Raw genomic sequence first — 1,230 nt, 5'->3', positions numbered from 1 at the left:
GCTTAATGGAAGATGAAATAAAAACATAGTGGATAAGTGAGAAAGCTATAAAGAACATTATTATTGCTATAAGAATATCTATTACTTTAGCCATTTTAATAAGAATTCCACTTAATCTCAATGCACCATACCCTAAACCAAAAAACCATAAAAACGATGCAACTAATGCCCCACAAATAAAGATTATTTTTTCATCAAAGCTAAACATTAATGCAGCAGCACCTATCACAAACACCGTATCTAAATAAACGTGAGGATTTAAGAGTGTTACAGCTAGTGTTAATAAAATCGTTTTTTGAAGCGATAGTTTATTTTCTTTAGAAACTTCAAAGCTTGATTGAGGCAAAAAGGCAGATTTTAAAGAAAGAATCCCATAATAAAGAACAAATAAAATCCCAAGTATTGCAATAGTTAGATTAATAACGGGATTCTTTGCTAAAAACTCCCCCACTCCAAAAACCCCAAAACCCATTAAAATAACATCACAGATAAAACAAATTCCACTGACTATAAAAATATGATTTCGACTTATACCTTGTTTGATAATAAAAGCATTCTGCGCACCAATAGCAGCAATTAAAGAGAGGGAGAGTAAGAAACCTTTAAAGAAAAGCAGCATCAATTCTCTAATCCTTTAATTAAACTTAATACCTGTGTAATCTTTTATGCAACAAATAAAAATCAAGCTCAAATTCATCATAAAAAGAAGCAATCTTAGACTTTAAAGCAATAAAATCCACTCCCATATCTTTATAATCAAATATGAAAATAGGCACTTTAATATTCATTTTAAGTGTCCCTCATTTATAAAAACACTAACTAATCTAGTTTTATGGAATATCTTAGAGGTTTTTACTATTTTAAATTTATTAAAAAACGATGATATATTTATATTGAAATGATGGTGGAGAATAGCGGGATCGAACCGCTGACCTCCTGCGTGCAAAGCAGGCGCTCTCCCAGCTGAGCTAATTCCCCTTAAGGTAATTAAGAGATAAAAATTAGTTATTTTTTAATTATTTTGGAAGTTGTTGAAAAGTTTTTGAAGGGAGTTACCTTAAAGGCAATAACCAAAAAACTTTGAAAACTCTTTCAAAAGAATAAAAAAGAACAATTTTTGGTGGGCTTAAGAGGACTTGAACCTCTGACCTCACCCTTATCAGGGGTGCGCTCTAACCACCTGAGCTATAAGCCCCTACTTTTAAAGCCAAACAATCTCTGACAACTAAG

The 1,230-nt window shown here is 31.6% G+C and carries 2 protein-coding genes and 2 tRNA genes; all 4 read right to left on the bottom strand.

Translation table 11 applies throughout. The features are described from left to right. A partial coding sequence (locus C6H18_RS09175; RefSeq protein WP_199770199.1) for a LysE/ArgO family amino acid transporter occupies positions 1-619 on the bottom strand: 619 nt, incomplete at its 3' end. Positions 620-644: 25 nt separating this feature from the next. After that, a complete protein-coding gene (locus tag C6H18_RS09505; protein ID WP_158654905.1) occupies positions 645-788 on the bottom strand; it encodes a hypothetical protein in 144 nt (47 codons plus the stop codon). 114 nt (positions 789-902) lie between these two features. Then, positions 903-978 (bottom strand) — tRNA-Ala (locus C6H18_RS09170). A 140-nt stretch (positions 979-1,118) separates the two neighbouring features. Beyond that, positions 1,119-1,195: transfer RNA gene (locus C6H18_RS09165), tRNA-Ile, on the bottom strand. Positions 1,196-1,230: the final 35 nt, after the last annotated feature.

Origin of the sequence: Helicobacter mesocricetorum (genome assembly GCF_900198605.1) — a bacterium.
GTDB lineage: Bacteria > Campylobacterota > Campylobacteria > Campylobacterales > Helicobacteraceae > Helicobacter_D > Helicobacter_D mesocricetorum.
Note: the sequence above shows the minus strand (reverse complement) of the source record. Positions and strands in the feature narration are given on the sequence as shown.

Excerpts from the sequence above, each read along its gene's own strand:
- C6H18_RS09505 (WP_158654905.1), bottom strand. The coding sequence starts at position 788 with ATGAATATTAAAGTGCCTATTTTCATATTTGATTATAAAGATATGGGA.